Here is a 25,434-nt window from a genome sequence, read left to right on the forward strand (position 1 = left end):
TGTGCGCTCTATCGGGCTCCCAGCTCGTGATAGCATTCGCGCCTATGAAGTTTTCAGGAAGATTCACCAGCGGCTTGTTGCTGCTGTTCACAAGCTGTGCGGCACTGGCGCAAAGCGAATTGGACGTCAGGGTCAAACCCTCCAACGATGAACTCAAGGCCAATGTGGAAGGCTACATCGGCGGGGTGGGCGATCGCGACGAGGAAGCCCTGCTGCGTTTCAGCCGTGGCGCCGAGGAGCAGGCCCGCAAGGCCGCCCAGGCCCTGGGCTACTACCAGCCGCAGATCAGCAGCGAAGTCAAAGGCGGCGAAAAGCCGCGTTTGGTGCTGAACATCGATCCTGGCGAGCCGGTGCACCTGCGCAACGTCACCATCCGGGTCGACGGCCCGGCGGCCTCCCTCAAGGGCTTTCGTGTGCCCAGGAGCGACCAGCTGAAAAGCGGCGCGGTCCTCAATCACGGTCATTACGAAGACGCCAAGCGGCTGATCCAGAACCAGGCGTCGCGCTACGGCTTTTTCAGCGGGCGCTTCACCCGGCAGAAGCTGGCGGTGGACCCCCAGGCCGGGGTGGCGGATATCGAGCTGGTCTATGAAAGCGGCCCGCGTTACGCCCTGGGCAAGGTCAGTTTTGCCGGCGATACGCCGTTCGACGAAGACCTGCTGCAACGCATGGTGCCGTTCAAGGCCGGTACCCCCTACGATTCCGAACTGATCGCCGAGCTTAACCAGGCGCTGCAATCGAGCGGTTATTTCGAGGGCGTGCGGGTCGACGCGGCGCCGACCGCGGCCGCCGCCGAGGTGATTCCGGTGGCGGTCCAGCTGGAAACCCGCAAGCCGCGCACCATGGGCCTGGGCCTGGGCTTTTCCACCGACGTCGGGCCGCGGGCCAAGGCCAACTGGACCCGACACTGGGTCAACGCCCAAGGCCACAGCTATGGCTGGGAGGCGGAAGTCTCCGCGCCGCGACAGAACGTCGGCCTGTTCTACGACATACCGCTGGACCCACCGCTGACCGACAAGCTGCGTTTTGCCGGCGGCTACCAGAACGAAGAAATCTCCAATACCGACACCCTGAGTAAACTGCTCACCCTCGGTCCCGAGTGGCACAGCAAGTTGCCCAGCGGCTGGCAGCGGGTCATCTCGTTGAAGTGGCAACGCGAGGAATACCGCCTTGGCGACGACTCGGGCCTGAGTACCCTGTTGATGCCCGGGATCAGCTATTCCTACCTGCGCAGCGATAACCGCATCGACCCGCACAACGGCTATCGCCTGCAATTCGACAGCAAGGTGGCCAAGGAAGGGCTGGGTTCGGACACCAACCTGTTATATGGCACCGTGCTGCTCAAGGGCCTGACCACGGTATGGGACAACCATCGTTTCCTCGGCCGGGTGCAGTTCGGTGGCAGCGCCACCAACGGTTACAAGAAGGTTCCGCCGTCGTTGCGCTTTTTCGCCGGTGGCGATCAGAGTGTGCGCGGCTACGACTACCAGAGCCTGTCGCCGGAGAACTCCGACGGCGACCGGATCGGCGGGCGCTACATGGTGGCCGGCAGCCTCGAGTATCAGTACTCCATCGCGGAAAAATGGCGCCTGGCGACCTTTGTCGACCAGGGCAACTCCTTCGACAAACTTGAACTGCCGAACCTCAAGACCGGGGTCGGTGTCGGTGTGCGCTGGGTGTCCCCGGTGGGGCCGATCCGCCTCGACCTGGCCCATGCGCTGGACGATGACGGCGGCATTCGCTTGCACTTTTCCATGGGGCCTGAGCTGTGAAGCGTGGTTTGAAGATCGTGGCGCTGGCGCTGCTTGTGCTGGTGGCGGTGCTGGTACTGGCGCTGGCTTCGATTCTCGGCACCCAGGCCGGCAGTCGCTGGGCCCTGGGCCTGGTGCCGGGCTTGAGCGTGGAAAACTTCGCCGGCCACTTAGGCGGACAGTGGAGCGCCGATCACCTGTTGTGGCAGCAGGACAGCAGCCGGGTCGAACTCCAGGCGCCGAAATTCGCCTGGTCGCCGGCGTGCCTGATGCGCATGACCCTGTGCATCGAGCAACTGGACGTGGAGCAGGTCAGCCTGCAATTCCCACCGGGCGCGGAAGAACAAAGCAGCGGCCCGATCAGCCTGCCGGATCTGCAGTTGCCTGTGGCTATCGAGCTGGGGCAGGTGCGGGTCGGTAGCTTGCAATTTAATGGCAGCGAGGCGCTCAAGGGCCTGCAACTGGCGGCGCAGTGGACGGCCAAGGGCCTGCAGATCGACTCGGTGAGCCTGCAACGCGACGACCTCAGCCTGAAGCTTTCGGGCTTGTTGTCGCCCAGCGGCGACTGGCCACTTAGCGCCACCGGTACCCTGACCCTGCCGGCGCCCGGCAGCGAACCCTGGGCGCTGGCACTGAAGGTCGACGGCGACCTGTTGAAGACCCTCAGGCTTGCGGCCGACAGCAGCGGTTACCTGCAAGGCCAATTGAGCGGTGAGCTGCAACCGCTGGCGGAGAACCTGCCGGCCGAGGTGCGGATCACCGCCGATGGCTTCAAGGCCAGCGCCGAGCTGCCCGATACCCTGATGCTCAATCAGCTGGAACTGACCGGCAAAGGCGACCTCAAGGCGGGTTACCAACTGTTGGGCAAGGCCACTCTGCCGGCCGAGCAGGGGCCGGTGGCGCTGGCGCTGCAAGGCAAGGTCGACGCCAAGGGCGCGCAGATTGCCGCGCTGGACCTGAGCGCCAACGACAAGCAGAACCTCAAGCTGACCGGTCAGCTGGATTGGAGCCAGGGCCTGAACGCCGAAGCCAGGCTCGACTGGCTGGATTTCCCCTGGCATCGCCTGTACCCGCTGATCGAAGAGCCCGCGGTGGCGGTACGCCGCTTCACGGCCGAGGTCGCCTATCGCGATGGTAACTACCTGGGTAACTTCAAGGGTGACCTCGATGGCCCGGCGGGGGCGTTCAGCCTCAGCAGCCCGTTCAGCGGCGACCTGACGAAAATCTTCCTGCCCCAGTTCAAGCTGGCCGCCGGCCAGGGCAAGGCCGAAGGCCACCTGAACCTGCAATTCGCCGATGGCATCGCCTGGGATACCGCCCTGGATCTGTCGGCGATCAACCCGGCGTACTGGGTCGCCGAGCTGCCGGGCACTTTGGCCGGGCCGCTGCGCAGCCAGGGCGAAATGAAGAACGAGCAACTCAAGTTCAACGCCGACCTCGACCTCAAGGGCAAGTTGCGCGGCCAGCCCGCGGTGCTGCAGGCCAAGGCCGATGGCGCTGGCGAGCAGTGGAACCTGAGCACCCTGGACATCCGCCTGGGCGACAACCGCATCAACGGTTCCGGGCGCCTGCAACAGCGTTTGGCCGGGCAACTCGATATCAAGCTGCCGCGTCTCGGCCAGCTGTGGCCCGAGCTGCGTGGCCAGCTCAACGGCCGCCTCGATGTGGCCGGCACCCTGAAGGCGCCGCAGGGCAAGCTCGACCTGCAAGGCCAGCAACTGGTGTTCGCCGACAATCGCCTGCAGAGCCTCAAGCTCGATGCCAACCTGGACAGCGCGCAACGGGCGCAAATCGACCTCAAGGGGGCCGGCATCCAGGTCGGTGAAACCGCGCTGGGCACACTGACGGCCAGCGGCCAGGGCGATATCAAGAGCCAGAAGCTGCAACTGGACCTGCAAGGCCCGCAGCTCAAGCTGGCACTGGGCCTGGACGGCAAGCTGGACCAGGGCAACTGGCGCGGGCGCCTGGCCAGCGGCGATATCCAGACCGGTGGCCAGGACTGGAGGCTGCAAGCCCCGGCCAAGCTCGAATACCTGGCCGACGGCAAGCTCAACTTCGGCGCCCATTGCTGGGCCAGCGGCGATGCCAGCCTGTGTGGCGAAGATCAGCGGCTGATGCCCGAGCCCAGGTTGCGCTACCACCTCAAGCAGTTCCCGATCGACAGCCTCGCGCAGTGGTTGCCCAAGGATTTTGCCTGGAAGGGCCGGCTCAACGCCGATATCAAGCTGGACGTACCGGCCGACGGCCCGCAGGGGCGGATCCTGCTGGACGCCAGCGGCGGCACCTTGCGGGTCAAGGAAAAGCAGCAGTGGCTGGACTTCCCGTACCAGACGCTGAAACTCGACACCACCCTCAACCCCAAGCGTATCGACACCCAGCTGGCGTTCAGTGGCGGCAAGCTCGGTGAGCTGATGCTGCAGGCGCAGATCAATCCGCTGCCGAAAAACAAGCCGCTGTCCGGCGAGTTCCGCCTCAGCGGCCTGGACCTGGCGGTGGCGCGGCCGTTCGTGCCGATGGTCGAGAAGCTCACCGGCACCCTGAACGGCAGCGGGCGCATCTCCGGCGGTCTGCTGGCGCCGCAGGTCAATGGCAACCTGGCCCTTAGTGGTGGCGAAGTTTCCGGCCCTGAATTGCCCATCAGTCTCCAGGACCTGCAATTGCAGGCGCTGATCGCTGGTGAAAGCGTGCAGTTGAGCGGTGGCTGGAAGAGCGGCAAGGCCGGGCAGGGCAGCCTGAACGGCAATATCGCCTGGGGCCAGGCGCTGGTGGTGGACCTGAGCCTGAAAGGCTCGCAGCTGCCGGTCACCGTCGAACCCTATGCGGTGCTGGACGTGGCGCCGGACCTGAAAATCTCGATGAAGGACGACAAGCTGGCGATCGCCGGCAAGGTCCATGTGCCCAAGGGTGAGATCACCATCCGTGAATTGCCGCCATCGACGGTCAAGGTGTCGGACGACACGGTGATCATTGGCCACCAGACCGAGGAGGGTAAAGCACCGATGGCCATGGCGATGGACATCGATGTGGTGGTCGGCGAGGACAAGCTCAGCTTCACCGGTTTCGGCCTGACCGCCAACCTGCAAGGCCACGTGCACATCGGCGACAACATGGACACCCGTGGCGAACTGTGGCTCAACGACGGCCGCTACCGTGCCTACGGTCAGCGCCTGACCGTGCGCCGGGCGCGCCTGCTGTTCGCCGGGCCGATCGACCAGCCGTACCTGGATATCGAGGCGATCCGCCAGACCGATGACGTGATCGCCGGCATCAGCCTCAGTGGCAGCGCCGAACAGCCGACCACGCAGATCTTCTCGGAACCGGCGATGAGCCAGGAACAGGCGCTGTCCTACCTGGTGCTCGGGCGTCCCTTGAGCACCACCGGCGAGGACAACAACATGCTGGCGCAAGCCGCCCTGGGCCTGGGCCTGATGGGCAGCTCGAACATCACCGGCGGGCTGGCCAAGGACCTGGGGATCGACGACTTCCAACTCGACACCCAGGGCAGCGGCAACACCACCAGCGTGGTGGCCAGCGGCAATATCTCCGAGCGGCTCAGCCTGCGTTACGGGGTGGGGGTCTTCGAGCCGGCCAACACCATCGCCCTGCGCTACAAGCTGAGCAAAAAGGTCTACCTGGAAGCGGCCAGCGGCGTCGCCAGCTCGCTGGATATCTTCTACAAGCGCGACTTCTAGCTCGTCGGCAATCCAGCCCCCTTTGGCGAGGGGGCTGGCGTTCACCCCTCCATCCCTCCAGGCGGTAACTCTCCCGCCGATTTTCGACTTCAAGGCTTTCCCATTAATTAGCTTAATAGCGAGCATGCTAATTATTGTTTGGATATTGGCTGCCTAGGCAGTAACATCTCGACATACTTTCGCTGCCTAGGCAGCTAACAGGTGGTCAGATGAAGCACTTCACCCCAGACGATTTCCACAATTGCCACCTCGGGCTCTTGCTGGGCCGCGCGGCCCTGCTCAAGGACCGGATCATCGACACCCACATGGAACCCCACGGCATCACCGCTGCGCAGTTCAAGGTGCTGATCATCATGGCCCAGTTCGGCGTCGACACCCCGGCCGAGCTGTGCCGCCACCTGTCCCTGGACAGCGGCTCCATGACCCGCATGCTCGATCGCCTGGAGCAGAAGGATTTCCTCGCCCGCCAACGCTCGGAGCACGACCGCCGCCAGGTGCGCCTGGTGCTCACCGAGGAGGGCCAGAAGCTCGCCGACTGCCTGCCGCACATCGGCGCCAACGCCATGAATGAACTGGCCGGCGCCATCACCCCTGAAGAGTTGAAAACCCTGGAACAGATCCTCAAGAAAATTTTGCTGGCGGCCGGTGACCCGATCACCGTGTTGCGGGTAGGTGATAAGTAAATGAGCAGTAAAACCTTGCGTGCCCGTTTGAGCCTGGTGCTGCTGGCCATGAGCCTGGCCGGATGTGCCAACTACAGTGGCCTGACAACCGAAGGGGTGAGCCTCGATGCCAAATCCCTCAAGGCCGGACAATCCCTGAGTGGCGTGACCCTGTCGCCAGCGGCCTGGCCGAAGAGCGACTGGTGGAAGAGCCTGGGCGATCCACAGCTCGATGGCCTGATCCGCGAAGCCCTGCACGACAGCCCCGACATGCAGATCGCCAGCGCCCGTGCCCACCAGGCCAGCGCGGCGGCCTATGCCGCGGACGCGGCACGCATGCCGACCCTGGACGCCAGCGGCAGTGTCAGCCGCTCGCGTCTGTCCCGTTCGCAGGACCCGAGCGGGCAGGGCGACAACTACAGCACGATGCGCAGCCTGACAGGCAACTTCAATTACACCTTCGACCTCTGGGGCGGCCAGCGCGATACCTGGGAAGCCGCCCTGGGCCAGGCCCGCGCCGCCGAGATCGATCGCCAGGCCGCGCAACTGACCCTGGCCGCCGACGTGGCCCGGGCCTACAGCGACCTGGGCCAGGCGCATATCGTCCATGACCTGGCCACTGAAGACCTCAAGCGCACCCGGCAGATGCTCGACCTGAGCCAGAAGCGCCTGAGCTCGGGCATCGACAGCCAGTACCAGTACCAGCAGACCGAAAGCCTGGAGGCCAGCTCCGAAGCCAGCCTGATCGACGCCGAGAAAAACCTGCAGAGCGCCAAGATCGCCCTCGCGGTATTGCTCGGCAAAGGCCCGGACCGGGGCAACGAAATCGCCCGGCCGAAAGTCCTGCAGGCCAGCGCGGTGGCGTTGCCGTCGGTGCTGCCGGCGGAACTGCTGGGCCGCCGTCCGGACCTGGTGGCCGCGCGCTGGCGGGTCGAGGCGGCGAGCAAGAGCATCGACGCCGGCAAGACCAACTTCTATCCCAACCTCAATCTGAGCGCCGCTGCCGGCACTCAAGCGTTGCTGGGGGACGCGATGTTCGGATCGGCCAGCCGCTTCTTCAATATCGCCCCGACCGTGTCGCTGCCGATCTTCGACGGTGGCCGCCTGCGCGCCGACCTGGATGCCCGGGACGCCGACTACGACCTGGCCGTGGCGCAGTACAACAAGAGCCTGGTGAATGCCCTGGGGGATGTCAGCGACACCATTTCCCAGCTGCGTGACATCGGTCGGCAGATCGCCGCCCAGCAACACGCCACCGACATCGCCCAGGACTCCTACGACACCGTGGTCCAGCGCTACGGTTCGGGGATCGGCAATTACCTGGACGTGCTCAGCATCGAGCAGCAATTACTGCAGGCCCAGCGTCAGCTGGCGACCCTGAATGCCCAGCAGATCGACCTGTCGATCCAACTGATGCAGGCCCTGGGCGGTGGTTTCCAGACCGACAATCTGGCCGCGGCCACCCCGACCCCAGCCTCGCGCACTCAATAATTCAAGGTACTCATCATGGCCACTGCCGCAACCAACAACGCTCCCGAAAACACCCCGGACACCGCCAACCCGCGCAAGCGCAAGGTCATGCTGCTGGGCCTGGTGGCGCTGATCGTCCTGGGCGGGCTGGGGGTCTTTGCCTGGTATGAACTCTACGGACGCTGGAACGAAGGCACCGACGACGCCTATGTGAACGGCAACGTGGTGGAAATCACCCCGCTGGTCACCGGTACGGTGGTCAGCATCGGCGCCGACGATGGCGACCTGGTCCACGAAGGCCAGGTGCTGATCAACTTCGACCCCAACGATGCCGAGGTTGGCCTGCAAAGCGCCGAGGCCAACCTGGCCCGCACCGTGCGCCAGGTGCGCGGGCTGTACAGCAATGTCGACGGCATGCGCGCCCAGGTGGCGGCGCAGAAGGCCGAAGTGCAGAAGGCCCAGGACAACTTCAGCCGTCGTCGGACCCTCGCCAGCAGCGGGGCGATTTCCCAGGAAGAACTGTCCCACGCCCGCGACGACCTGACCTCGGCGCAGAACGCCCTGGCCAATGCCCAGCAGCAGCTCAACACCACCAACGCGCTGGTGGACGACACCGTGGTATCGAACCATCCGGACGTGCAGGCGGCCGCCGCGCAGTTGCGCCAGGCCTACCTGACCAACGCCCGCAGCACCCTGATCGCGCCGGTGACCGGTTATGTCGCCAAGCGCACTGTGCAACTGGGCCAGCGGGTACAGCCGGGCACCGCGTTGATGGCGGTGATCCCGCTCGACCAGCTGTGGATCGACGCCAACTTCAAGGAAACCCAGCTGCGTGACATGCGCATCGGCCAGCCGGTGGACATCGAAGCCGATATCTACGGCAGCGACGTCAAGTACAGCGGCACCATCGATAGCCTGGGCGCCGGTACCGGCAGTGCCTTCGCCCTGTTGCCGGCGCAGAACGCCACCGGCAACTGGATCAAGATCGTGCAGCGGGTGCCGGTGCGCATCCATGTGAATGCCGAAGAGCTGGCCAGGCACCCGCTGCGGGTCGGCCTGTCGACGGTGGTCAACGTCGACCTGCATGACCAGAGCGGCCCCGTGCTGGCCCAGCAGCCGCCACAAAAGGCGTCGTTCAGCACCAGCGTCTACGACCGCCAGCTGGGCGAGGCCGATGCCCTGATCGCCCGCCTGATCCACGACAACAGCGCCGCCATCGGCAAGACCGCGCAGCGCTGATTCGCCGATTCCTCTGCTGCGGCCGTTAGCGGCCGCGGCGCCTGCCTCGCTTCATAGGATTCGCGATGAGCAATAACGCCTCTTTCACGCCGCCCAGCCTGTTGCTCAGCACCATCGGCCTGTCGCTGGCGACCTTCATGCAGGTGCTCGACACCACCATCGCCAACGTGGCCTTGCCGACCATCTCGGGCAACCTCGGGGTGAGTTCGGAGCAGGGCACCTGGGTGATCACCTCGTTTGCCGTGAGCAACGCCATCGCTTTGCCGCTGACTGGCTGGCTGAGCCGGCGCTTCGGCGAAGTGAAGCTGTTTATCTGGGCCACCCTGCTGTTCGTGCTGGCCTCCTTCCTCTGCGGGATTTCCACCTCCATGCCCGAGCTGGTGGGCTTTCGTGTGTTGCAAGGGGTAGTGGCCGGGCCGCTGTACCCGATGACCCAGACCCTGCTGATCGCGGTCTACCCGCCGGCGAAAAGGGGCATGGCCCTGGCGCTGCTGGCGATGGTCACGGTGGTGGCACCGATTGCCGGGCCGATTCTCGGCGGCTGGATCACCGACAGTTACAGCTGGCCGTGGATCTTCTTCATCAACGTGCCGATCGGCCTGTTCGCCGCCTGGGTGGTCAAGCAGCAGCTGAAGGCGCGGCCGGTGGTGACCAGTCGCCAACCGATGGACTACATCGGCCTGCTGAGCCTGATCGTCGGCGTCGGCGCCTTGCAGATCGTGCTCGACAAGGGCAACGACCTGGACTGGTTCGAATCCAACTTCATCGTTATCGGCACGCTGATTTCGGTGATCGCCCTGGCGGTGTTTGTGATCTGGGAAATGACCGACCGCCATCCGGTGGTCAACCTGCGGTTGTTCGCCCACCGCAACTTCCGCATCGGCACCATCGTGCTGGTGGGCGGTTATGCCGGCTTCTTCGGCATCAACCTGATCCTGCCGCAGTGGTTGCAGACCCAGATGGGCTACACCGCGACCTGGGCCGGCCTGGCGGTGGCGCCGATCGGTATCCTGCCGGTGCTGATGTCGCCTTTCGTCGGCAAGTACGCGCACAAGTTCGACCTGCGCTTGCTGGCCGGTCTGGCGTTCCTGGCGATCGGCCTGAGCTGCTTCATGCGCGCCGGCTTCACCAACGAGGTGGACTTCCAGCACATCGCCCTGGTGCAGCTGTTCATGGGCATCGGCGTGGCGCTGTTCTTCATGCCGACCCTGAGCATCCTGATGTCGGACCTGCCGCCGCAGCAGATCGCCGACGGCGCCGGCCTGGCCACCTTCCTGCGAACCCTGGGCGGCAGCTTCGCCGCGTCGTTGACCACCTGGATCTGGATTCGCCGGGCGAACGAGCACCATGCCTACATGAGTGAGCACATCAGCAGCTTCGAGCCGGCCACCCGCGATGCCCTGAACGCCTTGGGCGGTGCCAGCAACCAGGCCTACGCGCAGCTGGACCAGGTGCTGACCGGGCAGGCGTACATGATGTCCACCGTGGACTATTTCACGCTGCTGGGCTGGAGCTTCATGGCGCTGATCCTGCTGGTGTGGCTGGCCAAGCCACCGTTCACCGCCAAGGCCGGGCCGGCGTCGGCGGGGCATTGAGGGTACGGTAGGGCAGAGGAATTATCGCGAGCAAGCTCGTTCCTACAAAAAGGTACGTCTTCCTGTAGGAGCGAGCTTGCTCGCGATTGAACGCACAGCGTTCGGCTGGAAGGCCTCGCAAGGCCCTTCGGGCCTTATCGCAGCCTGCGGCAGCGGCTACAGGCGGGGCAATGCCTGCTGTGACGGCACGAAGTCGAAAGCCGCCAGCTGGAAGCCCTGCTCATCCACCTGCAAGGCCCAGCCCTGACGGTCCCAGTCGCCCAGCACGATGCGCTTGGCGGCCTGGTCGCCGATCTGCAACTTGTGGATGGCCGGGCGGTGGGTGTGGCCGTGGACCAGGGTCCGCACCTTGAATGCCTGCATGATCCGCGGCACTTCGTCCGGGGTCACGTCGACGATGTCGTTGGCCTTCATGCGGGTTTGCGCGCGGCTTTCATTGCGCAGTTTGCGCGCCAGCTTGTGTCGGGTGCGCAGCGGCAGGTGCCTGAGGATCCACAACGAAACCGGGTTACGCAGGTAGCGGCGCATGCGCATGTAGGCTTCGTCGCGGGTGCACAGGCTGTCGCCGTGCATCAGCAGCACCGGCTCGCCGTAGAAGTCGACCACGCTCGGGTCCTTGAGCAGGGTCGCGCCCGCGGCCTTGCAGAAGGCCTTGCCAAGCATGAAGTCGCGGTTGCCATGCATCAGGAAAACCTGCGTGCCGCTGTCGCTGAGCTCGCGCAGTGCCTGGCAAATGGAAAGCTGGTAGGGGGTCATGGCGTCGTCGCCGATCCAGACCTCGAAGAAATCTCCCAGGATGTACAGCGCTTGCGCCGAGCGGGCACGCCCGCCCAGTAAATCCAGAAACGCCCGGGTAATGTCCGGGCGTTCCTCTTCCAGATGCAAATCTGAAATCAGCAGTATCACTCAACGATCTCGGCTTTCTCGATGATCACGTCTTCTGCCGGTACGTCCTGGTGGCCGGCCTTCATGGTGGTGGCCACGCCTTTGATCTTGTCGACCACTTCGGTGCCGGCAACCACTTTGCCGAATACCGCGTAGCCCCAGCCCTGCACGGTCTTGCCGCTGTGGTTGAGGAAGCTGTTGTCAGCGACGTTGATGAAGAACTGCGCGGAAGCCGAATGCGGCTCCATGGTGCGGGCCATGGCGACGGTGTACTTGTCGTTGGAAAGACCGTTGTCGGCTTCGTTCTGGATGCTTGGACGCTTGTCTTTCTTTTCTTTCATGCCTGGCTCGAAACCGCCGCCCTGGATCATGAAGTTACCGATGACGCGGTGGAACACGGTGTTTTCGTAATGACCGGCTTTAACGTATTCGATGAAGTTGGCCACGGTGACCGGGGCTTTCTCGGCGTTCAGTTCCAGCACGATGTCGCCGTGGTTGGTGGTCAGTTTGACTTGGGTCATGATCGGTACTCTTTATAAGGAGGAGCGTTTTCAAGGAATTCCCGGGTTCCGGGAGGCAGGCATGGGGCCCGCGGGCCGGAACCGCGCTGGCAAAAATCCGCCAAGGTGCGCAGTTTAGCGTGCCGGGCGTGAAATTCGAGGCTGTTTTTTCATTTGCGACGGATTAATCGCGGCAGATTTAAAGCCCGCTCTGTCAGGGGCTTGACCGCATCGGCTATGATATCCGTTTTGATTTATCAGGCCGCACCGGCCGCGCACTTGTACGTTCAAGGATCCTATGAGCAAGCCCACTGTCGACCCTACCTCGAATTCCAAGACCGGACCGGCCGTTCCGGTCAACTTCCTGCGCCCGATCATCCAGGCGGACCTGGACTCGGGTAAGCACACACAGATCGTGACCCGCTTCCCGCCGGAACCCAACGGCTACCTGCACATCGGTCACGCCAAGTCGATCTGCGTGAACTTCGGGCTGGCCCAGGAATTCGGCGGCGTCACCCACCTGCGTTTCGACGACACCAACCCGGCCAAGGAAGACCAGGAATACATCGACGCCATCGAAAGCGACGTCAAGTGGCTGGGCTTCGAGTGGGCCGGTGAAGTGCGCTACGCCTCGCAATACTTCGACCAGCTGCACGAGTGGGCGGTGGAGCTGATCAAGGCGGGCAAGGCCTATGTCGACGACCTGACCCCCGAGCAGGCCAAGGAATACCGTGGCAGCCTGACCGAGCCGGGCAAGAACAGCCCGTTCCGCGAGCGTTCGGTGGAAGAGAACCTGGACCTGTTCGCCCGCATGAAGGCGGGCGAATTCCCGGACGGCGCACGCGTGCTGCGGGCCAAGATCGACATGGCCTCGCCGAACATGAACCTGCGCGACCCGATCATGTATCGCATCCGCCATGCGCATCACCACCAGACCGGCGACAAGTGGTGCATCTACCCGAACTACGACTTCACCCACGGTCAGTCGGACGCCATCGAAGGCATCACCCACTCGATCTGCACCCTGGAGTTCGAAAGCCATCGCCCGCTGTACGAATGGTTCCTGGAGAACCTGCCGGTGCCGGCACAGCCGCGCCAGTATGAGTTCAGCCGCCTGAACCTGAACTACACCATCACCAGCAAGCGCAAGCTCAAGCAACTGGTAGACGAGAAGCACGTCAACGGTTGGGACGACCCGCGCATGTCGACCCTGTCGGGCTTCCGTCGTCGTGGCTACACGCCGAAATCCATCCGCAACTTCTGCGAGATGGTCGGCACCAACCGTTCCGACGGCGTGGTGGACTTCGGCATGCTGGAATTCAGCATCCGTGACGACCTCGACCACAGCGCCCCGCGCGCCATGTGCGTGCTGCGTCCGCTGAAGGTGGTGATCACCAACTACCCTGAAGGCCAGGTCGAGAACCTCGAACTGCCGCGCCACCCGAAAGAAGACATGGGGGTGCGGGTGCTGCCGTTCGCCCGTGAAATCTACATCGATCGCGACGACTTCATGGAAGAGCCACCAAAGGGCTACAAGCGCCTGGAGCCGGCCGGCGAAGTGCGCCTGCGCGGCAGCTACGTGATCCGCGCCGACGAGGCGATCAAGGATGCCGACGGCAACATCGTCGAGCTGCGTTGCTCGTACGACCCGGACACCCTGGGCAAGAACCCGGAAGGGCGCAAGGTCAAGGGTGTGATCCACTGGGTGCCGGCCGCCGCCAGCGTCGAGTGCGAAGTGCGCCTGTACGACCGTCTGTTCCGTTCGCCGAACCCGGAGAAGGCCGAAGACAGCGCAAGTTTCCTGGACAACATCAACCCTGATTCCCTGCAGGTCCTCACTGGTTGTCGTGCCGAACCCTCGCTGGGCAACGCACAGCCGGAAGACCGTTTCCAGTTCGAGCGCGAAGGTTACTTCTGCGCGGATATCAAGGACTCGAAACCGGGCGCACCGGTATTCAACCGTACCGTGACCCTGCGCGACTCCTGGGGTCAGTGATCAGTTAAGGAACTCCTTGTGCTAACGATCTACAACACGCTCACCAAGAGCAAAGAAGTCTTCAAGCCGCTCGATGGCAACAAGGTGCGCATGTACGTGTGCGGCATGACCGTGTACGACTACTGCCACCTGGGCCACGGCCGCAGCATGGTCGCCTTCGACCTGGTGACCCGCTGGCTGCGTTTCAGCGGCTACGACCTGACCTATGTGCGCAACATCACCGACATCGACGACAAGATCATCAATCGGGCCAACGAGAACGGCGAGTCGTTCGAGGCGCTGACCGAGCGCATGATCGCGGCGATGCACGAAGACGAAGCGCGCCTGAACATCAAGAAGCCGGACATGGAACCGCGTGCCACCGACCATATCGTCGGCATGCACGCGATGATCCAGACCCTGATCGACAAGGGCTACGCCTACGCGCCGGGCAACGGCGACGTGTACTACCGGGTCGGCAAATTCCTTGGTTACGGCAAGCTGTCGCGCAAGAAGATCGAAGACCTGCGCATCGGCGCGCGCATCGAAGTCGACGAGTCGAAACAGGACCCGCTGGACTTCGTGCTGTGGAAAGCCGCCAAGCCGGGCGAGCCGAGCTGGGAATCGCCATGGGGCGCCGGGCGTCCGGGCTGGCACATTGAATGCTCGGTGATGTCGACCTGCTGCCTGGGCGAAACCTTCGACATTCATGGCGGCGGCAGCGACCTCGAGTTCCCGCACCATGAAAACGAGATCGCCCAGAGCGAGGCGGCCACCGGCAAGACCTACGCCAATGCCTGGATGCATTGCGGCATGATCCGCATCAATGGCGAGAAGATGTCCAAGTCCTTGAACAACTTCTTCACCATCCGCGACGTGCTCGACAAGTACCATCCGGAAGTCGTGCGTTACCTGCTGGTGTCGAGCCACTACCGCAGCGCGATCAACTACTCGGAAGACAACCTCAAGGACGCCAAGGGCGCCCTGGAGCGTTTCTACCACGCCCTCAAAGGCCTGCCGACTGTACCGGCCGCCGGTGGCGAAGCCTTCGTCGAGCGTTTCACCGAGGTGATGAACGACGACTTCGGCACGCCGGAAGCCTGTGCGGTGCTGTTCGAGATGGTGCGCGAGATCAACCGTCTGCGTGAGAGCGACCTTGATGCGGCGGCCGGTCTGGCGGCGCGCCTGAGAGAACTGGCGGACGTGCTGGGTGTGCTGCAGCTGGACGCCGACGACTTCCTGCAGGCCGGTGCCGAAGGCCGGGTCGACGCAGCGCAGGTCGAAGCGTTGATCCAGGCGCGCCTGGCGGCCCGGGCCAACAAGGACTGGGCCGAGTCCGACCGCATCCGCGACCAGATCACCGCCATGGGCGTGGTGCTGGAAGACGGCAAGGGCGGGACGACCTGGCGCCTGGCTGACTGATCGCTGTACTGGCTACAAACAGAAACCCGCCTTGTGCGGGTTTTTGTTTGCCTGCCATTCGGGGGCAGGGGGCGGGCGATCAATCCTCCTGCTGGCGCAATCTTTTATAGAGGGTATTGCGACTCACCCCCAGCCGTCGCGCCAGCTGGGAGATGTTGCCGCCCACGGCCTTGAGCTGGCGGTGCAGGTCGGCGCTGTCTTGCAGGTCGATGTCGCCGGGCGGTTCGTGGCTGGTGGCTGGCTCCATGTCCAGGTCGACAAAAAAGTCGTCGGGCAGGTGCTCGGCGCGGATCGGCTGTTCTTCGGCCATGGCCAGCGCCACCTGCATCACACTGCTGACCTGGCGCAGGTTGCCCGGCCAGGGATGGCGCTCGAACAGTTCCTGGACGTCGCGGCTGAGCCCGGCCCATTGGCCGGACTCGCGGTGCTGTTCCCAGATGCGCTTGAACAGCGCCTGTTTGTCGCTGCGTTCGCGCAGGGGCGGCAACTCCAGGGTCAGGCCGCCGATGCGGTAATACAGGTCCTCGCGGAAACGCCCGAGTTGCACCTGTTCGCGCAGGGAGCGGTTGGTCGCCGAGATGATGCGGATGTCCACCGGGAACAGTTCGCTGCTGCCCACCGGTTGCACGCAGCGCTCCTGCAGCACACGCAACAGGCGGGCCTGGGTCGGCAAGGGCATGTCGCCGATTTCGTCGAGGAACAGCGTGCCTTTGTCGGCCTTGCGGATCAGGCCGATGCTGCCTTTCTGGCTGGCGCCGGTGAAGGCGCCTTTCTCGTAGCCGAACAGCTCGGACTCCACCAGTTCGGCGGGAATCGCCGCGCAATTGACGGCAATGAACGCCTGTTTGCTCCGCGAGCCGGCCTGGTGCAGGGCTTTGACGAAAACTTCCTTGCCGACGCCGGTTTCGCCGTGGATCAGCAGCGGAATGTCCTTTTCCAGCAGGCGTTCGGCCTGGCGCACGGCTTTCTCCACCCGGCTGTCGCCGAAGTGCAGCGTGTTCAGGCTGATGGCATCGGCGCTGGCTGGAGCCGGATGGGAAGGTGGCTCGACGAAGACCCGAGCCTGGATCGGCACCTGCCTTGGACGCTTGAGCAGGCAATGGAAGCGGTTGCGGCCGGCGGCCTGCAGGGCGAAGGGCAGGCATTCGGGCTGGTTGAGCAATTCCAGCAGGGACACCTTGAACAGGCTTTCGATGCCGACCCGCGACAGGCTGATGCCCAGCAGGTTGTCGGCGCGGCGGTTGGCCGACAGCACCTGGCCGCTGTCATCGAAGATCAGCAGGCCGGCCCACTGGCTGTCGAGGTTGTTCAGGCCGGTGTTGAAGGTCAGCTGGAAATGCCGGCCTTCGAACAGGTTGAGGATCAGTCGGTTCTCCACGGTCTGGCTCATCATCTTGACCATGCCCAGGGTGTGGGAGGGCGGCAGGTAGCTGTCGCTGGAGACGTCCAGCACCGCGATCACCCGGCGCTCGGCATCGAAGATCGGCGCGGCCGAGCCGGTCATGAAGCGGTTGGCCTTGAGAAAGTGTTCATCGTGCTCGATATGCACCGCCTGTTCGCAAGCCAGGGCGGTGCCGATGGCGTTGGTCCCGCTGCAGTGTTCCAGCCAACTGGCGCCGGCGCTGAAACCACGGGCCAGGCTCGGCTCGATAAAACGCTGGGTGCCCCAGGACGTCAGCACCTGGCCCTGGTTGTCGGCGAGCATGATCAGGCAATTGGAGTTGCTGAGGATGTTCTCGTAGTAGGGCAGGACTTCCTGGTGGGTGGTCTGCACCAGGGCATGCTGGCTCTCCAGCAACTGGGCGATGCGCTCGGCGGGCAGTTGATCGAAGGCGGGCGTGCTCTGGTGGCTGAGGCCAAAGGCCCGGCAGCGACTCCAGGAGTCCTTGATGATGGTCTCGTGAGACAGCGGTGAGGCAGGTGCGCTCATGGCGGTAGGTCTCTGAAAACGCTTTTATTGTTGTTATTGGCCTATGCCCGGGTGTAGCCGCTGGCGCAGGCTGCGATCGAGCTGGGCGGCATTCCGACGTAGCGCTCGCAAACCAGGCATCGCGATTCGTCTGTTGACCGCGTCGTTCACTTTGCGAGTCCTGCGGCCTCGATCGCAGCCTGCGGCAGCGGCGACAGGTGGCGTTTACGGGCAAAAGCGTCCATCCAGTGTTGTTCACTCTTGTTCATTGTCAACCGCCGGACTGTTCAGTTGTTCAGTGCGGGTTGTTCATTTCTGTTCAGCTGTGAACCTTCCAATAGCCTGTCTTTTAATAAATATCAGGCTTATCAGTGGCTTGGTTCGGTGCCACGGTTCTGGCACGAAAGTCGCTCTGCTGCTGCGGTCGCTTGACTCCAATAATAAAAAAGGCCGAGCCATGTCATTAACGCTGGAGCACGTCAGCCGTGTCGTCGAGGGCCAGACCTGGATCGATGACATCTCGCTGCGCTTTGAACCCGGTTCCTTCAATGTCCTGCTGGGGCGCACGCTGTCCGGCAAGACCAGCCTGATGCGCCTGATCGCCGGGCTCGACAAGCCCGCCAGCGGGCGCATCCTGATGAACGGCGTGGACGTCACCGGGCGCCCGGTGCGGCTGCGCAACGTGTCGATGGTCTATCAGCAGTTCATCAACTACCCGACCATGACCGTGTTCGAGAACATCGCCTCGCCGCTGCGCCAGGCCGGCGTCGCCGCGCCGCTGATTGAGAGCAAGGTGCTGGAGACGGCGAAGATGCTGCGGATCGAGAAATTCCTGCAGCGCCATCCGCTGGAGCTGTCCGGTGGTCAACAGCAGCGCACGGCGATGGCCCGGGCACTGGTCAAGGATGCCGAGCTGATCCTGTTCGACGAGCCGCTGGTCAATCTCGACTACAAGCTGCGCGAAGAGCTGCGCCAGGAGATGCGCGAGCTGTTCCAGGCCCGCCACACCATCGCCATCTATGCCACCACCGAGCCCAACGAGGCGCTGGCCCTGGGCGGCACCACCACCATCCTCCACGAGGGGCGCCTGGTGCAGAGCGGCAAGACCGCCGAGGTCTATCACCAGCCCCAGACCGTGCTGGCCGCCGAGCTGTTCTCCGAACCGCCGATCAACCTGATGCCGGGGCGCATCGCCGGCAATGAAGTGAGCTTCGCCAATTTCGTGCACTTTCCGCTGAACGTCGATCTGCGCCCGGTCGGCGAGGGCGAGTTCCGCTTCGGTGTGCGGCCCAGCCATATCTCCCTGGTACCGAGCAACGACGACGACCTGGAGCTGGCGGTGACCGTCGAGGTGGCGGAAATCAGCGGCTCGGAAACCTTCCTGCATGTGCGCAACGAACAATTCCTGTTGGTGCTGCACCTGCCCGGCGTGCACGAATATGACGTCGACGCGCCGATCCGCATCTATATCCCCACCCACAAACTGTTCGTCTTCGATGCCCAGGGCCGTCTGGTCCAGGCGCCGGGGCGGCGCGTCGCGAGGGTTGCCTGATGGCCGAGATCCGTTTGCACAACCTCGCCCACAGTTACACCAGTACCCCGGCCGGTCCCGAGGACTATGCGATCCGGGAGATGAACCACGTCTGGGAGCAGGGCGGCGCCTATGCCTTGCTCGGGCCGTCCGGCTGCGGCAAGTCGACCTTGCTCAATATCATTTCCGGGCTGCTCAGCCCGTCCCAGGGGCAGGTGCTGTTCGATACCCGGGTGGTCAACGAGCTGACTCCCGAGAAGCGCAACATCGCCCAGGTTTTCCAGTTCCCGGTGGTCTACGACACCATGACGGTGTTCGACAACCTGGCCTTTCCGCTGCGCAACCAGGGCCTGGCCGAGGCCAAGGTGCACAGCAAGGTGCAGGAGATCGCCGAGGTCCTCGACCTGCAGGCGCTGCTGAACAAGAAGGCGCGCAACCTCAGCGCCGACGAAAAGCAGAAGGTTTCCATGGGCCGCGGCCTGGTGCGCGACGACGTATCGGCGATCCTGTTCGACGAGCCGCTGACGGTGATCGACCCGCACCTGAAGTGGAAGCTGCGGCGCAAGCTCAAGCAGATCCACGAGCAGTTCAACATCACCATGGTCTACGTCACCCACGACCAGCTCGAAGCCTCGACCTTCGCCGACAAGATCGCAGTGATGTACGGCGGGCAGATCGTCCAGTTCGGTACCCCGCGTGAGTTGTTCGAGCGGCCGAGCCACACCTTTGTCGGCTACTTCATCGGCAGCCCGGGGATGAACCTGATCGAGGTCCGGGCGGAGGCCGGCGGTGTCAGGTTCGCCGGGACCCATCTGGCCTTGCCCGAGGCGTTGCAGCAGCGGATCGCCGAGACCGATTACCAGAGCCTGAAAGTCGGCATTCGCCCGGAGTTCATTCATGTCTGGGACGAGCCTTACGAGGAGGCGCTGCAGGCCGACGTGGTCCACATCGAGGACCTGGGTACCTACAAGATCATGACCCTGAACCTCGACGGCGCGGTCTTGAAAGTGCGGCTGGCCGAAGACAAACCGGTGCCGCAGGGCAGGGCCTGCATCAGCTTCCCCGCGCAGTGGCTGATGGTCTACGCCGACGAATACCTGCTGGAGGCCCACGCCACGAACGAGGTGCAGCCATGAACAAAGTGCAGAACAACAAAGCCTGGTGGCTGGTATTGCCGGTGTTCCTGCTGGTGGCCTTCAGTGCGGTGATCCCGATGATGACCGTGGTCAACTACTCGGTGCAGGACATTTTCGACCAGTCCAGCCGCTATTTCGTCGGCGCCGACTGGTACCGCCAGGTGCTGCTCGACCCGCGCCTGCACGACTCGCTGCTGCGTCAGTTCATCTATTCGGCCTGCGTGCTGCTGATCGAAATTCCCTTGGGCATCGCCATCGCCCTGACCATGCCGAGCAAGGGGCGCTGGTCGTCGGTGGTGCTGATCATCCTCGCCATTCCGCTGCTGATCCCGTGGAACGTGGTGGGCACCATCTGGCAGATCTTCGGCCGCGCCGACATCGGCCTGATGGGCTCGTCGCTGAATGCCCTGGGCATCGATTACAACTACGCGGCCAATACCATGGATGCCTGGGTCACGGTGCTGGTGATGGACGTGTGGCACTGGACCTCGCTGGTGGCGCTGCTGTGCTTTTCGGGGCTGCGGGCGATCCCGGACGTGTATTACCAGGCGGCGCGCATCGACCGGGCGTCGAACTGGGCGGTGTTCCGCCATATCCAGTTGCCGAAGATGAAAAGCGTGCTGCTGATCGCGGTGATGCTGCGCTTCATGGACAGCTTCATGATCTACACCGAGCCGTTCGTGCTCACCGGCGGCGGGCCGGGCAACGCCACGACCTTCCTCAGCCAGACCCTGACCCAGATGGCCATCGGGCAGTTCGACCTGGGCCCGGCCGCGGCGTTCTCCCTGGTGTACTTCCTGATCATCCTGCTGGTGTCCTGGCTGTTCTACACCGCCATGACCCACTCCGACGCCAATCGCTGAGGACGGCCGCCATGACCAAGCGCAAGCTGATACCGCTGCTGATCTACATCCTGTTCCTGCTGGTGCCGATCTACTGGTTGCTGAACATGTCGTTCAAGAGCAACAACGAGATCCTCGGCAGCCTGACCCTGTGGCCCCAGGACTTCACCTGGCACAACTACAAGGTGATCTTCACCGACCCCAGCTGGTACACCGGCTACCTCAACTCGCTGTATTACGTCAGCCTGAACACGGTGATTTCCCTGAGCGTGGCGCTGCCGGCGGCCTATGCCTTTTCGCGCTACTGCTTCCTCGGCGACAAGCACCTGTTCTTCTGGCTGCTGACCAACCGCATGGCACCGCCGGCGGTATTCCTGCTGCCGTTCTTCCAGCTGTATTCGTCCATCGGCCTGTTCGATACGCACATTGCCGTGGCCCTGGCCCACTGCCTGTTCAACGTGCCGCTGGCGGTGTGGATTCTCGAAGGCTTCATGTCCGGGGTGCCGAAGGAAATCGACGAGACCGCCTACATCGATGGCTACAGCTTTCCCAAGTTCTTCGTGAAGATCTTCGTCCCGCTGATCGGTTCGGGGATCGGCGTGACGGCGTTCTTCTGCTTCATGTTTTCCTGGGTCGAGCTGTTGCTGGCGCGGACTTTGACCTCGGTGAACGCCAAGCCGATCGCCGCGGTGATGACCCGCACCGTGTCCGCCTCCGGTATCGACTGGGGCGTGCTGGCGGCCGCCGGGGTGCTGACCATTCTGCCGGGCATGCTGGTGATCTGGTTTGTTCGCAACCATGTGGCCAAGGGCTTTGCCCTGGGCCGGGTATGAGGAACCGTTGATGGAATGGATGAACTGGACCGCCCCGACGGCGGCATTCTTCGGTGTCATTGCCTTGATCCTGCTGGGCATGACCACTTGGGAGCTGCGTTCGCCGAGCATCCCTAGGCGCGGCTTCCTGCCGATTGCCACCACCCGTGGCGATCGTCTGTTTATCGGTCTTCTCGGCAGCGCCTACCTGCATCTGCTGGTAATCGGCGCCACCGACTGGAGCATCTGGGTGGCGTTCGTGCTGTCCCTGGTGTGGCTGTTGGCTGTGATGCGTTGGGGCTAGCCGGGCGCGTGCGCGGTGGTCCTGCTTCGAAATTCAACCGGGAGGTCTCTATGTTCGACAAAAACAATAAGCTGCGACATAGCGTTTCATTGGCGGCCATGCTGGCACTGAGTGGCTTGAGCGCGACGGCCTGGGCCGACGCCTATGAGGACGCCGCGAAAAAATGGATCGGCAGCGAGTTCAAGCCATCCACCCTGACCGCGGAACAACAGCTGGAAGAGCTGAAGTGGTTCATCAAGGCGTCCGAGCCGTTTCGCGGGATGAAGATCAACGTGGTCTCGGAAACCATCGCCACCCATGAATACGAGTCCAAGGTGCTGGCCAAGGCTTTTAGCGAAATCACCGGGATCAAGCTGACCCACGACCTGCTGCAGGAAGGCGACGTGGTGGAGAAGCTGCAGACCCAGATGCAGTCGGACAAGAATATCTATGACGGCTGGGTCAACGACTCCGACCTGATCGGCACGCACTTTCGTTATGGCAAGACCGAGTCCATCACCGACCTGATGGCCAACGAAGGCAAGGACTACACCTCGCCGACCCTGGATATCAAGGACTTCATCGGCATCTCCTTCACCACCGCGCCGGACGGCAAGATCTATCAGTTGCCCGACCAGCAGTTCGCCAACCTGTACTGGTTCCGCGCCGACTGGTTCGAGCGGGCCGACCTGAAAGCCAAGTTCAAGGAGATGTACGGCTACGAGCTGGGTGTGCCGGTGAACTGGTCGGCCTATGAGGACATCGCCAAGTTCTTCAGCGAGGACGTCAAGGAGATCGACGGCAAGCGGGTCTACGGGCATATGGACTACGGCAAAAAGGACCCGTCCCTGGGCTGGCGCTTCACCGATGCCTGGTTCTCCATGGCCGGCGGCGGCGACAAGGGCTTGCCCAACGGCTTACCGGTGGACGAGTGGGGGATCCGCGTCGAGGACTGCCATCCGGTGGGTTCCAGCGTGACCCGCGGCGGCGACACCAATGGCCCGGCGGCGGTGTTCGCCACCACCAAGTACGTCGAGTGGATGAAAAAGTACGCGCCACCGGAGGCGGCGGGCATGACCTTCTCCGAATCCGGACCAGTGCCGTCCCAGGGCAATATCGCCCAGCAGGTCTTCTGGTACACCGCCTTCACCGCCGACATGACCAAGCCCGGCCTGGCGGTGATGAACGCCGACGGCACGCCGAAATGGCGCATGGCACCGTCGCCGCGTGGACCGTACTGGGAAGAAGGTATGAAGCTGGGCTATCAGGACGTGGGTTCCTGGACCTTCATGAAGTCCACCCCGGAGAAGCAGAAACTCGCGGCCTGGCTCTATGCCCAGTTCGTGACCTCGAAAACCGTGTCGCTGAAGAAAACCATCGTCGGCCTGACACCGATCCGCGAGTCGGACATCAACTCCCAGGCGATGACCGACCTGGCGCCGAAGCTCGGTGGCCTGGTGGAGTTCTATCGCAGCCCGGCTCGGGTGCAGTGGACGCCGACCGGCACCAATGTGCCGGACTATCCACGCCTGGCACAGTTGTGGTGGAGCCATATCGCCGAAGCCGCCAGTGGCGAGAAAACCCCGCAACAGGCGCTCGATGGCCTGGCCAAGGACCAGGACGCGATCATGACCCGGCTCGAGCGCTCGAAAGCCCAGGCCACCTGCGCGCCGAAAATGAACCCCGAGCGCGACGCGCAATACTGGTTCGACCAGCCGGGCGCGCCGAAACCGAAACTGGCCAACGAGAAACCCAAGGGGGAAACCGTGAGCTACAACGAACTGCTCAAGTCGTGGGAGGCAGCGCGCAAATAAGGTTGTGGATCGGTAATGCGCAACGGCACCTTCGGGTGCCGTTTTTTTTCGAGGCGCGCGATGATTGCGTTGTCGCTTTCGCGAGCAAGCCTACCCTGGCTGTTTCGTGGCGCAGGTGCCGACGGTCTTCAGTTCTGTAGGTGTAGAGGGTTGCAGCTCGATTGCTCGCGACAGCGTCCTGGTGGGTAGTGTGATCCTGCCGTGGCGTTCATCTGCCAGCGCTTCAAGGCCTTCGATCAACTCGGAAAAGATGTCTCGTCTCATCGTCTTTCCTTGTCTGTATTTGAGTGTGACGTGTGGAGTTCACTTTAAAGCCAGGCACAGTTCGGGTATGTCAGGCATCACGGATTTGCTTGAAGGGCAATTCGCAGGGCAGGGGAGGGCCGTGCCCATAAATGCAAAACGGCGCCCGAAGGCGCCGTCTTGTTTTACCGCGGATCGTGCTTGAGCGATCAGCCCGCCAGACCGGATTGCTGGACCAGGGTCAGCAGCGGTTGTGGGTAGACGCCGAGGAAGAACGCCAGGACCGCGATCGCCAGCAGCATCACGCCGCCGGCTTTCTGTTCCCAGTGCAGCTGGGCGTCGACGCGGCGCAGGTTCGGCTCGATCAGGTACAGGGTGACCATGACGCGCAGATAGTAGAACACGCCGATGGCGCTGCCCAGGACCAGGGAGCCGACCAGCCACCATTGGTGCGCTTCGACACCGGTGGCGATGATGTAGAACTTGCCGATGAAGCCCGCGGTCAGCGGGATGCCGGCCAGGGACAGCATCATCACGGTGAGTACGGCGGTCAGATACGGACGGCGCCAGAACAGGCCGCGGTACTCGTACAGGGCATCCGCGTCGCGACCCTTGTAAGGCGAGGACATCAGGGTGATTACGCCGAAGGCGCCGAGGCTGGTGATCACGTAGGTGACCAGGTAGACGCCGATGGCTTCCATCGCCAGGCCCTTGCTCGCCACCAGGGCGATCAGCAGGTAACCGAAGTGGGCGATGGACGAGTAACCCAGCAGGCGCTTGAGGTTGCTCTGGGTCAGCGCCAGCAGGTTGCCGAACAGGATCGAGGCAATCGCGATCAGGGTCAGCACGGTGTTCAGGACACCGCTGCTGGCCACCGGCGAGATCTGGAACAGACGCACCATCACTGCGAATACCGCCACCTTGCTCGCGGTGGCCAGGAAGGCCGCCACAGGCGCCGGGGCCCCTTCGTAGACGTCCGGGGTCCACAGGTGGAAGGGTACCAGCGACAGCTTGAACGCCAGGCCGATCAGCATCATGCCCAGGCCCAGTTGGGCCAACGGGCTAGGCAGGCCGGTGGCGGCCAGGGCCTGACCGATGCCATTGAAGCTCAGGCTGCCGGCTTCGGCGTAGAGCAGGGCCATGCCGAACAGCAGGAACGCGGAACCCGCGGCCGACAGCACCATGTACTTGATGCCGGCTTCCAGCGAACGCTTGTTGAAGAAGGCATAAGCCACCAGACCGTAGACCGGTACCGAGAGCAGCTCCAGGCCGATGAACAAGCCGGCGAGGTGCTGCGCGCTGACCAGCACCAGGCCACCGGCGGCGGCCATCAGGATCAGCAGGTACAGTTCTTCGCGGTTGCCCGGGTAACCGGTGCCGCCGTCGCCCAGGTAGGCATGGGCGAGGGTGACGCAGGCCAGGGTGGCCACCAGGATCAGCGCCATGTACAGGCAGGCGAACTGGTCGATCTGCAGCAATGGAGTCACCGCCAGAGGGGTGACTTTCAGGGCCGGGAGGATCGACAGCAACGCCAGGTTCAGACCGGCGACCGACAGCAGGAAGGTTTGCGAATGGTTGCGACGCCAGGCGATAGCCAGCATCACCACGATGATGGTGAGGCTGGTGATCAACAGCGGCGCAAGCGCGATAAAGTGTTGAATCGTAAAGTCCAT

The 25,434-nt window shown here is 63.5% G+C and carries 18 protein-coding genes and 1 pseudogene; 14 read left to right on the top strand and 5 right to left on the bottom strand.

Annotated features, from left to right (window positions below):
* The first annotated feature begins 44 nt into the window (after nt 1-44).
* The 6 genes from BM019_RS27755 (at nt 45) to BM019_RS27780 (ending at nt 10,409) form a co-directional block, all read left to right on the top strand.
* Nucleotides 45-1,772, top strand: coding sequence for an autotransporter assembly complex protein TamA (locus tag BM019_RS27755; RefSeq protein ID WP_092421917.1), 1,728 nt, complete (start codon nt 45-47; stop codon nt 1,770-1,772).
* Nucleotides 1,769-5,443: a translocation/assembly module TamB domain-containing protein gene (locus tag BM019_RS27760; RefSeq protein ID WP_092421920.1), complete on the top strand. Its 3,675-nt coding sequence runs from the start codon at nt 1,769-1,771 to the stop codon at nt 5,441-5,443. Before BM019_RS27755 ends, BM019_RS27760 begins: the two co-directional genes overlap by 4 nt.
* Nucleotides 5,444-5,652: 209 nt before the next feature.
* On the top strand, nt 5,653-6,126 hold the full coding sequence (locus tag BM019_RS27765) for a MarR family winged helix-turn-helix transcriptional regulator (RefSeq protein WP_009044607.1): 474 nt from the start codon (nt 5,653-5,655) through the stop codon (nt 6,124-6,126).
* A complete protein-coding gene (locus BM019_RS27770) occupies nt 6,127-7,596 on the top strand; it encodes an efflux transporter outer membrane subunit (RefSeq protein ID WP_062825318.1) in 1,470 nt (489 codons plus the stop codon).
* Nucleotides 7,597-7,611: 15 nt separating this feature from the next.
* Nucleotides 7,612-8,814: an HlyD/EmrA/EmrK family protein gene (locus tag BM019_RS27775; RefSeq protein ID WP_092421923.1), complete on the top strand. Its 1,203-nt coding sequence runs from the start codon at nt 7,612-7,614 to the stop codon at nt 8,812-8,814.
* A gap of 65 nt (nt 8,815-8,879) precedes the next feature.
* Nucleotides 8,880-10,409: a DHA2 family efflux MFS transporter permease subunit gene (locus BM019_RS27780; protein ID WP_009044604.1), complete on the top strand. Its 1,530-nt coding sequence runs from the start codon at nt 8,880-8,882 to the stop codon at nt 10,407-10,409.
* A 156-nt stretch (nt 10,410-10,565) separates the two neighbouring features.
* Here BM019_RS27780 and lpxH read toward each other — a convergent pair whose 3' ends face one another.
* Together lpxH and BM019_RS27790 are read right to left on the bottom strand one after the other, a co-directional pair.
* Nucleotides 10,566-11,315 (bottom strand): UDP-2,3-diacylglucosamine diphosphatase, encoded by a 750-nt coding sequence (gene lpxH, locus BM019_RS27785; protein WP_007929635.1) that lies wholly within the window; start codon nt 11,313-11,315, stop codon nt 10,566-10,568.
* Nucleotides 11,312-11,815, bottom strand: coding sequence for a peptidylprolyl isomerase (locus BM019_RS27790; protein WP_009044603.1), 504 nt, complete (start codon nt 11,813-11,815; stop codon nt 11,312-11,314). Before BM019_RS27790 ends, lpxH begins: the two co-directional genes overlap by 4 nt.
* Before the next feature lie 277 nt (nt 11,816-12,092).
* Between BM019_RS27790 and BM019_RS27795 the strand changes: the two genes are divergently transcribed.
* Both BM019_RS27795 and cysS read left to right on the top strand, forming a co-directional pair.
* Nucleotides 12,093-13,790, top strand: coding sequence for a glutamine--tRNA ligase/YqeY domain fusion protein (locus BM019_RS27795; protein ID WP_092421927.1), 1,698 nt, complete (start codon nt 12,093-12,095; stop codon nt 13,788-13,790).
* Nucleotides 13,791-13,808: 18 nt separating this feature from the next.
* Nucleotides 13,809-15,191, top strand: a complete 1,383-nt coding sequence (cysS, locus tag BM019_RS27800; RefSeq protein WP_092421930.1) for a cysteine--tRNA ligase — start codon at nt 13,809-13,811, stop codon at nt 15,189-15,191.
* Nucleotides 15,192-15,270: 79 nt separating this feature from the next.
* Here the strand turns inward: cysS and BM019_RS27805 are convergent, their stop codons facing one another.
* Nucleotides 15,271-17,121 (bottom strand): sigma-54-dependent Fis family transcriptional regulator, encoded by a 1,851-nt coding sequence (locus tag BM019_RS27805; protein WP_092421933.1) that lies wholly within the window; start codon nt 17,119-17,121, stop codon nt 15,271-15,273.
* 436 nt (nt 17,122-17,557) lie between these two features.
* Between BM019_RS27805 and BM019_RS27810 the strand changes: the two genes are divergently transcribed.
* Genes BM019_RS27810 through BM019_RS27835 form a run of 6 tightly spaced genes read left to right on the top strand, consistent with a single transcriptional unit; the run spans nt 17,558 to nt 23,518 of the window.
* Nucleotides 17,558-18,652: an ABC transporter ATP-binding protein gene (locus BM019_RS27810; RefSeq protein ID WP_062825323.1), complete on the top strand. Its 1,095-nt coding sequence runs from the start codon at nt 17,558-17,560 to the stop codon at nt 18,650-18,652.
* Nucleotides 18,652-19,767: an ABC transporter ATP-binding protein gene (locus BM019_RS27815; protein WP_085534121.1), complete on the top strand. Its 1,116-nt coding sequence runs from the start codon at nt 18,652-18,654 to the stop codon at nt 19,765-19,767. Before BM019_RS27810 ends, BM019_RS27815 begins: the two co-directional genes overlap by 1 nt.
* Complete coding sequence (locus BM019_RS27820; RefSeq protein WP_009044597.1) at nt 19,764-20,630, top strand: carbohydrate ABC transporter permease; 867 nt, start codon at nt 19,764-19,766, stop codon at nt 20,628-20,630. Before BM019_RS27815 ends, BM019_RS27820 begins: the two co-directional genes overlap by 4 nt.
* 11 nt (nt 20,631-20,641) lie before the next feature.
* Complete coding sequence (locus BM019_RS27825) at nt 20,642-21,442, top strand: carbohydrate ABC transporter permease (protein ID WP_092421936.1); 801 nt, start codon at nt 20,642-20,644, stop codon at nt 21,440-21,442.
* Nucleotides 21,443-21,452: 10 nt separating this feature from the next.
* Nucleotides 21,453-21,725, top strand: coding sequence for a DUF2160 domain-containing protein (locus BM019_RS27830; protein WP_009044596.1), 273 nt, complete (start codon nt 21,453-21,455; stop codon nt 21,723-21,725).
* A 50-nt stretch (nt 21,726-21,775) separates the two neighbouring features.
* Nucleotides 21,776-23,518, top strand: a complete 1,743-nt coding sequence (locus BM019_RS27835) for an ABC transporter substrate-binding protein (RefSeq protein WP_092421939.1) — start codon at nt 21,776-21,778, stop codon at nt 23,516-23,518.
* A 180-nt stretch (nt 23,519-23,698) separates the two neighbouring features.
* Here BM019_RS27835 and BM019_RS31230 read toward each other — a convergent pair.
* Both BM019_RS31230 and nuoN read right to left on the bottom strand, forming a co-directional pair.
* A pseudogene (locus BM019_RS31230) lies at nt 23,699-23,782 on the bottom strand (transcriptional regulator); the annotation flags it as partial.
* Between the two features lie 188 nt (nt 23,783-23,970).
* Entirely contained in the window at nt 23,971-25,434 is a 1,464-nt protein-coding gene (gene nuoN, locus BM019_RS27845; protein WP_009044594.1) for an NADH-quinone oxidoreductase subunit NuoN, read from the bottom strand.

The sequence above is a fragment of the Pseudomonas sp. NFPP07 genome, from assembly GCF_900115645.1.
Taxonomy (GTDB): Bacteria; Pseudomonadota; Gammaproteobacteria; order Pseudomonadales; family Pseudomonadaceae; genus Aquipseudomonas; species Aquipseudomonas chlororaphis.